Below are 7,559 nucleotides of genomic sequence, written 5' to 3'. Positions count from 1 at the left end.
TCGCGGCGGCCCCCCCCCCCCCCCGGGGCCCCCCCCCCCCCGGGGGGGGGGGGGGGGGGCCCCCCGGGGGGGGGGGGGGGGCCGCCCCCCCCCCCCCCCCCCCCCCCCCAAGGCCGCGGGCATCGCCTTCGAAGGCACGCCCGCGCGGGTGGCCGCCCTGATGGGCGAGGTACGGCTCGCGCCGGACGTGCCCGGCGGCTGGCACCGCACCCCGCGCGGCTGGCTGCTGGTGTGGCCGGGCGCGGGCGGCCGGGCCCGGGTGACGACCTACGACTTCCGCGCCCCGCACCCTGACCGCGAGGCCCCGGTCACCCTGGAGGAACTGCGCGAGACGGCCTCCTACATCGCCGGGTTCCCGGTCGGCATGAGCCACCCCCGCACCCTCACCCGGTACGGCGACGCCGCCCTCCAGGCCGCCGCCTACCGCAAGGGCCGGGTGTTCGTCGCCGGGGACGCCGCCCACGTGCACTTCCCGTGGGGCGGCCAGGGCCTCAACACCGGCCTGGAGGACGCCATGAACCTCGGCTGGAAGCTGGCCTACGCGCTGGCCGGGCGCGGGGGCCCCGGCCTGCTGGACAGCTACCACGCCGAGCGGCACCCGGTGGCGGCGCGGGTGCTGTGGAACGTCCGCGCGCAGAACGCCCTGGCCGCGCCGGACCCGGCGCTCGACCCGCTGCGCGAGCTGTTCGCCTCGCTGATGGAGCTCGACCAGGTCAACGTCTACCTGAGCGGGATGATCAGCGGCCTGGACACCGTCTACGACGTGGGCGTGCCCGGCGCGGGGCGGATGGTGCCCGACCTCGCGGTCAAGACCGCCGCGGGCGAGGTGCGAGTGGCCGAGCTGCTCCAGCAGGGGCAGCCGCTCTTCCTCGACCTCGGCGGCCACGACGACCTCGTGGAGCTGGTCGCCGAGCGGGTGCCGGTGGTCCGGGGCGTGACCTCCGGCGAGGCGCCCTCGGCGGTGCTGGTCCGCCCGGACGGCTACTCCGCCTGGACCGCCGGGGCCGGGGCCGCGGCACTGGAGGAGGCCCTGACGCGCTGGTTCCTGTGACAGACTGGGAAATCGCTTTCCCAGGAGGTGTGCGTGGTCACGTTGGAGGAGGTCGCGAAGCTCGCGGGGGTGTCGCTCGCCACCGCGTCCCGCGTGCTCAACGGCAGCACCCGCCAGGTCGGCGCGGGCCTGCGCAGCCGCGTCGAGCAGGCGGCCGACCAGCTCGGCTACCGCACGAACGTGGCCGCCCAGACGCTGGCCAAGGGGGCGAGCAACGTCATCGGGCTGGTCGTGCACGACCTGACCGACCCGTACTTCGCCGCGCTGGCCGACGGCGTGATGCGGGCGGCCGAGGGGGAGGGGCTGCTGGTCATGGTGGGCACCACCCACCGCGACCCGGAGCGGGAGATCGCCTACGTCGCCACCCTGCACACCCAGCGGGTGCGGGCGGTGCTCCTGGCCGGCTCCCGCGTGGCCGACCCGGACAGCACCGCCCGGCTGAAGGCCGAGCTGGAGAGCTACCGGCAGGCCGGGGGACACGTGGCCGTGATCGGCCAGGACCTGCTCGGCGTGGACACCGTCGCGCCGGGCAACCGGGCGGGGGCCGCCGCCCTCGCCCGCGAGCTGGCCGCGCTCGGCCACACCCGCTTCGCCGTCCTGGCCGGGCCGGAACGGCTGCTCACCGCGCGGGACCGGTGCGAGGGCTTCACCGCCGCGCTGGCCGAGCTGGGGCTGCCCGCGCCCCGGGTGATCCACGGCGCGTTCGACCGGGACGGCGGGCACGCCGCCGCCCAGGAGAGCGGCGAGGCCACCTGCGTCTTCGCGGTCAACGACGTGATGGCCGTGGGCGCGCTGGCCGCCTACCGCGAGCGGGGCCTCCGGGTGCCGGAGGACGTCTCGGTGGCCGGTTTCGACGACATCAGCACGCTGCGCGACCACGTGCCCGCCCTCACCACCGTCCGGCTGCCGCTGGCCGCCATGGGGGCGCGAGCCCTCGAACTGGCCCTGCGTCCGGGGGAGGAGCCGAGGGTGGAGCGAGTGACGGGCGAGGTGGTGCTGCGCGAGAGCGTCCGTGCCCTGGAGGAGGGGAAGGTCCGATGAGACTGGCCGTCAGCACGCTCGGGATGCCCGGCGACGGGCTCGACCGGGCCGTCGAGATCGCGGTCGCCGCCGGGTGCGCCGGGCTCGAACTGCGCCTGCACCCCGACACCGGCGTGCACGCGGGACTGGACGAAGCCGAGCGGGCCTCGGTGCGCGAGCGGGTCGCCGCGGCCGGGCTGGAGATCGCGGCCCTGGCCGGCTACACCCGGATCTGCGCCGCCGACGACCCCGGCACGCCCGGCCTGCTGGCCGACCTCGAACTGGCCGCCGACCTGGGCGCTCCCGGCGTCCGGGTGTTCCCCGGCGGCGACGACCTCGACCTCGGGGCGCGGCGGCTGCGCGAGGTGGCTCCCCGCGCGCTGGAGCTGGGCGTGCGGGTGCTGGTGGAGACGCACGACGCCCTGCCCACCGGACGGGCGGTCGCCGCCCTGCTGGAGCGGGCCGCCCTGCCGGAGGCGACCGCCGCGCTGTGGGACGCGCTGCACCCCTGGCGGCACGGCGAGGCGCCGGCCGAGACCCTGGACCGGCTCGGCCCCTGGCTGGCCTACGTGCAGATCAAGGACGCCGTCTCCGCCGCCGACACCACGCCCGTCCCGCTCGGCACGGGGTCGGTCCCGCTGCGGGAGTGCGGCGAGCTGCTGCGTACGGCAGGCTACGGAGGCTGGGTGTCCCTGGAGTGGGAGCGCACCTGGTACCCCCGGGTGGCCCCGGTCGAGGAGATCCTGCCGGACGCCTCGGCCTGGGTGGCGACGTACGCGAAGGAATGACGCATGACAGTGAACGACGTGCCGGTGAACGATGTGCCGGTGAACGACGTGCCGGTGAACAAGGTGCTCGTCGTCGGCATGGACGGGCTGCGCTTCGACCGCCTCGCCGACATCGGCCCGCCGGTGTTGCGCGGCCTGATGGAGGCCGGCGCGTACGGCACCGGCAAGCTGCCCTACGGCGAGGCCGGCGCGCCCCGCACCGAGTCGCCGGGCGAGGTCGTCGAGGCCCACCACGAGGGCGGCGGGAGCGGGCGGGAGATCCGGGCCAGGACCGACTCCGGGCCGGGCTGGTCGTCGATCGCCACCGGGGTGTGGCCCGACAAGCACGGCGTCGTGGACAACGGCTTCGCCGGAGCCCAGTTCACGAAATATCCGGACTTCCTGGTGCGGGCGACCGCCGCCGGCCACCAGACCTATGCGATCTTCTCCTGGGCGGCCCTGGCCGAGCACGGCGCCTTCGGCCCGGCCATCACCGACCGCACCGTCCTGGACGGCTACGCCGACACCTTCGCCGCCTGCGACAAGCGGGTGGCCGACCTGGCCGAACGCCACCTGGCCACCCAGGACCCGGACGCGGCCTTCGTCTACTTCGGCGACACCGACGAGGTCGCCCACGACCTCGGCCCGTGGTGCCCGGAGTACACCGACGCGCTGCTGCTCCAGGACGCCTTCCTGGGCCGCCTGCTGGACGCCGTGCGCTCCCGGCCCGCCTACGCCGCCGAGCGCTGGACCGTGCTGGTCACCACCGACCACGGGCACGTGGACGCGGGCGGCCACGGCGGCATCTCCGACGAGGAGCGCACCACCTTCGTCATCCTCAACGAGCTCGACCGGGCGCGGCCGGCGCCGCTGGAGTCGCCGATGCTGGTGGACCTCGCCCCGACGGTCCTGGACCGGCTCGGCGTCGCGCTCGACCCGGCGTGGGGCCTGGACGGAAAGGTCCTTCCTGCGGGGTAACTTTTTCATCACGTGATGAATTCTTGGTAGGCCACGGGGCACACTGAGGACATGAAGCTCGCGTTCACCTTCGCCGAGATCGACGCCTCGATGCTCGCCGACGTGGGCGGCAAGGCCGCCAACCTGGGCGAACTGGCCCGCGCCGGGCTCCCGGTCCCGCCCGGCGGCTGCCTCACGACCGAGGCCTACCGGCAGGTCGCCGCGGCGGCCGGGCTGACGGACCTGCTCGCGAGCCCCGCCGCTCCGACCGGGCAGGAGCTCGCCGGGCAGGCCCGCGAGCTGCTGCTGGCCGCCCCCGTCCCCGACGAGGTGCGGGCCGCCGTCGCCGGGCTCTACCACGGCGGCCCGGTCGCGGTCCGCTCCTCGGCCACCGCCGAGGACCTCCCGCACGCCAGCTTCGCCGGCCAGCAGGACACCTACCTCAACGTCGTGGGCGAACGGGAGGTGATGACGGCGGTCCGCCACTGCTGGGCCTCGCTCTGGACCGACCGCGCGGTCGCCTACCGCGAGGCCAACGGCATCGAGCACGCCGCCGTCCGGCTGGCCGTGGTCGTCCAGGACATGGTCGACGCCGAGGTCGCCGGGGTGATGTTCACCGCCAACCCGGTCACCGGCCGCCGCCGCGAACTGGTCATCGACGCCAGCCCCGGACTCGGCGAGGCGGTCGTGTCCGGCGCGGTGAACCCCGACCGGTTCGTGGTCTTCGGCGGCGAGATCCTCGACCGGCACGCCGGCGACAAGCGCCTGGCCGTGCGCTCCCTGCCGGGCGGCGGCACCGAGCGGGTCGAGACCTCCAGCGCGGAGCTCTGCCTGAGCGACCGGCAGGTCCTCGACCTGGCCGAGCTCGGCCTGCGCGTGGAGGACCACTACGGCAGCCCCCAGGACACCGAGTGGGCGATCGACGCCGACGGCCGGCTCTGGCTGACCCAGGCCCGCCCGATCACCACGCTCTACCCGGTGCCCGACGCCACCGCGCCGGGCCTGCGCGCCTACCTGTCGGTCAACGTCGCCCAGGGCGTGCTCGGCCCGCTCACCCCGCTCGGCCTGTCCGCCTTCCGGCTGCTCACCTCCGGCGCCGCCGGGCTCTTCGGCGTGCCCGTCGCCGACCGCCACCGGGGCGCGCCCGCCTTCCACGTCGCGGGCGAGCGCATGTGGCTCGACATCACCCCGGCCCTGCGCAGCCGCGCCGGCCGGACCGTCCTGCCGCGCCTGCTCGCCGTCGGCGAGACCCGCGCCGGAGTGATCTTCGACCGGCTGGCCGGCGACCCCCGGCTCTCGCTCACCCAGCACTCCCGCCGCCCGTTCCTGCGCGCCGTGCGCCGCTTCGCGCGCCGCGTGCACGCCCCCAGGCTGGTACGGCTCGCCCTGACCAACCCGCGCCGCGCCCACGCGCACGCCCGCCGCGTCGAGGCCGAACTCGCCCGCCGGCTGGCGGTCCCGCCCGGCAGCACCCCGCTGCAGCGCCTCGACCACGCCGAGCGGATCCTGTACGGCACGCCGCCGGTGCTGGCGTCGATCGCGCCGATGGCGGTGGCCGGCTACGCCATGCTCGGCCTGGCCGCCCGCCTGTCCGGCCGTTCCCTCGGCGACCTCCAGGACGTGCTGCGCAGCGTGCCGGACAACCCGACCACCGAGATGGACCTCGAACTGTGGCGGCTGTCCACCCGCATCGAACCGCTCGGCGACGCCACCGCCGAACAGCTCGCCGAGCGCTTCCGCGCCGGGACGCTGCCCGAGCGCACGCAGCGGGAGGTGGCCGCCTTCCTGGCCAAGTACGGTCACCGCGGGGTGGCCGAGATCGACCTCGGGGTGGCGCGGTGGGCGGACGACCCGTCGCACATCTTCGGGGTGCTGGCCAACTACCGGCGGGCGGGGGGCTCCGCCGTACCGGCTGACGAGCTGTTCGCGCGGGGCGCGCGGGCGGCGCAGGAGGCGGTCGAGCAGGCGGCGGCCGGTGCGGGCCGGCTCAAGGGGCCGGTGGTGCGCTGGGCGCTCGGCCGGGCGCGCTCGCTGGTCGGGCTGCGTGAGATGCCCAAGTATTTGGCCGTCCTGACCCTGGCCGGGGTGCGGTCGAGCATGTTCGTGGTCGGGGAGCACCTGGTGAAGGAAGGGCTGCTCGACGAGGCCGGGGACGTCTACTTCCTCACCTTCCCCGAGCTGCGTGCCGCGCTCACCGAGCCCGACGGCGGGCTGGGCCACCTGGTGGCCGAGCGGCGCGAGCGGTACCTGCGGGAGCGGCGGCGCCGGCACGTGCCCCGGATGCTGCTGTCGGACGGCACCGAGCCCGAGGCGCTGGCCGCGGTCGCCGCCGGCGCCTCCGCCTCGGAGGGCGTGCTGACCGGCACCCCGGCGTCGGCGGGCACGGTGACCGGGATCGCGCGGGTGGTGCTCGACCCGGTCGGGGCGCACCTCGAACCGGGGGAGATCCTGGTCTGCCCGTCCACCGACCCGGGCTGGACACCGCTCTTCCTCACCGCGGGCGGCCTGGTCATGGAGATGGGCGGCGCGATGTCGCACGGGGCCGTGGTGGCGCGGGAGTACGGCATCCCGGCCGTGGTGGGCGTCCCGCACGCCACCGAACGCCTCACCAGCGGGCAGCGCGTGACCGTGGACGGCGCCACCGGCACCGTCCGTCCCGACCCCGCCTAGCCGCCTTCGGCCCGGCCCGCCGTGCCCGGGCCCCGGCGTGACCCCCTCACCAGCTCAGCAGGTGGACGAGGGTGCGCGTCCCGTCCCGTGCCGCCACCCACAGGCGGCCGGTGCCGGGCTCGGGCACGATCCGGGTGATCCCGCTGCCGCCCGGCACCACGGCCACCCGCCACCGGCCCTCCACCCACCGGCCCTTCGCCTCCCGGCCCTTCGCCCACCGGAAGACGGTCTGCCCGCCCGCCAGCCAGACCCCGCCCCCATCCACGGCCAGCCCCGACACCCCGCCGAGCCCCGGAGGCGGCGCGACGGGGATCCAGGCAGTGCCGTCCCAACGGAGTAGTTCCCGCCGCCCGGCCGCACAGGAGCCGGTGGGCACGGCCGGCGCGGACACGGCCACCACCCACGCCTCACCCGCCCGAGCGGCCAGGTGCTCGACCTTGTAGTCCTCCCACGACCCACACCCGGTGACAGGCGGCGACGCGGGATGCAGCCGCGTGCCGTCCCAACGGTGAGGCCCGCGATGGTTGACCACCCAGGGCGGCGCGAGCAACGCGAACTGGGTGTCGAACGTATGAGCCCCACCGGTGGCCAGGTCCACCCACCGCGTCCCGTCCCACGACCGGATCCCGACGCAGTGGCAGTCCTCCGGCCCGCCCATCTCCCCGACCCACACCCGATCCCGGGCCGGCACGGCATAGGACGCGTCGTAGAAGGGTCCTCGCGGAAAGGGCCGCCCCGCCCACCGCCCACCGGCCCACTGCCACGGCGAGCCGTCACCGAACAACCACAGGTCGTCCCCCACTGGCGACGCCACCAGCGTGCCGTACGGCCCGGGCGGACGCGCCGGCACGGCCGCCCGCCCCCAGGCCCGCCCGTCCCAGCGCCGGAGCTCCCCGCCCCGCCCGAGCAGCCAGGCCTCCCCGCCGCCGGTCGCCGCCAGCGACCGGATCTCCCCCGGCCAGGCGAGCGTCAGCAGCCACCGAGGACCACCCTGCGGCGCTCCCGCCGCCAGGCAGCCCAGCAGCAGGACGAGCACGACACCCACCCGCACGCGGCACCTCCCGGTCCAGGAGGTGATCACCCTACCCGGGCGA

At 76.3% G+C, this 7,559-nt stretch carries 6 protein-coding genes; 5 read left to right on the top strand and 1 reads right to left on the bottom strand.

All coding sequences use genetic code 11. The features are described 5' to 3' along the window. Positions 1–148: 148 nt before the first annotated feature. The 5 genes from ACIBG7_RS22625 to ACIBG7_RS22605 are packed head-to-tail and all read left to right on the top strand — an operon-like array spanning position 149 to position 6,465. Positions 149–1,051, top strand: a complete 903-nt coding sequence (locus tag ACIBG7_RS22625; RefSeq protein ID WP_397337487.1) for an FAD-dependent monooxygenase — start codon at positions 149–151, stop codon at positions 1,049–1,051. A gap of 33 nt (positions 1,052–1,084) precedes the next feature. After that, complete coding sequence (locus ACIBG7_RS22620) at positions 1,085–2,092, top strand: LacI family DNA-binding transcriptional regulator (RefSeq protein WP_397337486.1); 1,008 nt, start codon at positions 1,085–1,087, stop codon at positions 2,090–2,092. Further along, positions 2,089–2,859 carry a sugar phosphate isomerase/epimerase family protein gene (locus ACIBG7_RS22615; protein ID WP_397337485.1) on the top strand — a complete coding sequence of 257 codons (771 nt, stop codon included), beginning with the start codon at positions 2,089–2,091 and terminating at the stop codon, positions 2,857–2,859. Before ACIBG7_RS22620 ends, ACIBG7_RS22615 begins: the two co-directional genes overlap by 4 nt. Before the next feature lie 3 nt (positions 2,860–2,862). Beyond that, positions 2,863–3,816: an alkaline phosphatase family protein gene (locus tag ACIBG7_RS22610; RefSeq protein WP_397337484.1), complete on the top strand. Its 954-nt coding sequence runs from the start codon at positions 2,863–2,865 to the stop codon at positions 3,814–3,816. A gap of 51 nt (positions 3,817–3,867) precedes the next feature. Then, on the top strand, positions 3,868–6,465 hold the full coding sequence (locus ACIBG7_RS22605) for a PEP/pyruvate-binding domain-containing protein (RefSeq protein WP_397337483.1): 2,598 nt from the start codon (positions 3,868–3,870) through the stop codon (positions 6,463–6,465). A gap of 46 nt (positions 6,466–6,511) precedes the next feature. Here the strand turns inward: ACIBG7_RS22605 and ACIBG7_RS22600 are convergent, their stop codons facing one another. After that, positions 6,512–7,516: a hypothetical protein gene (locus ACIBG7_RS22600; RefSeq protein ID WP_397337482.1), complete on the bottom strand. Its 1,005-nt coding sequence runs from the start codon at positions 7,514–7,516 to the stop codon at positions 6,512–6,514. Positions 7,517–7,559: the final 43 nt, after the last annotated feature.

The organism is Nonomuraea sp. NPDC050328, assembly GCF_044459405.1.
Taxonomy (GTDB): domain Bacteria; phylum Actinomycetota; class Actinomycetes; order Streptosporangiales; family Streptosporangiaceae; genus Nonomuraea.
The sequence above is the reverse complement of the archived record's forward strand: the minus strand, read 5'-3'. Positions and strand labels throughout refer to the sequence as shown.

What these genes read in the sequence shown, in the direction of transcription:
- ACIBG7_RS22605 (WP_397337483.1), top strand. Translation starts at nt 3,868, where the DNA reads ATGAAGCTCGCGTTCACCTTCGCCGAGATCGACGCCTCGATGCTCGCC.
- ACIBG7_RS22615 (WP_397337485.1), top strand. Translation starts at nt 2,089, where the DNA reads ATGAGACTGGCCGTCAGCACGCTCGGGATGCCCGGCGACGGGCTCGAC.
- ACIBG7_RS22610 (WP_397337484.1), top strand. Translation starts at nt 2,863, where the DNA reads ATGACAGTGAACGACGTGCCGGTGAACGATGTGCCGGTGAACGACGTG.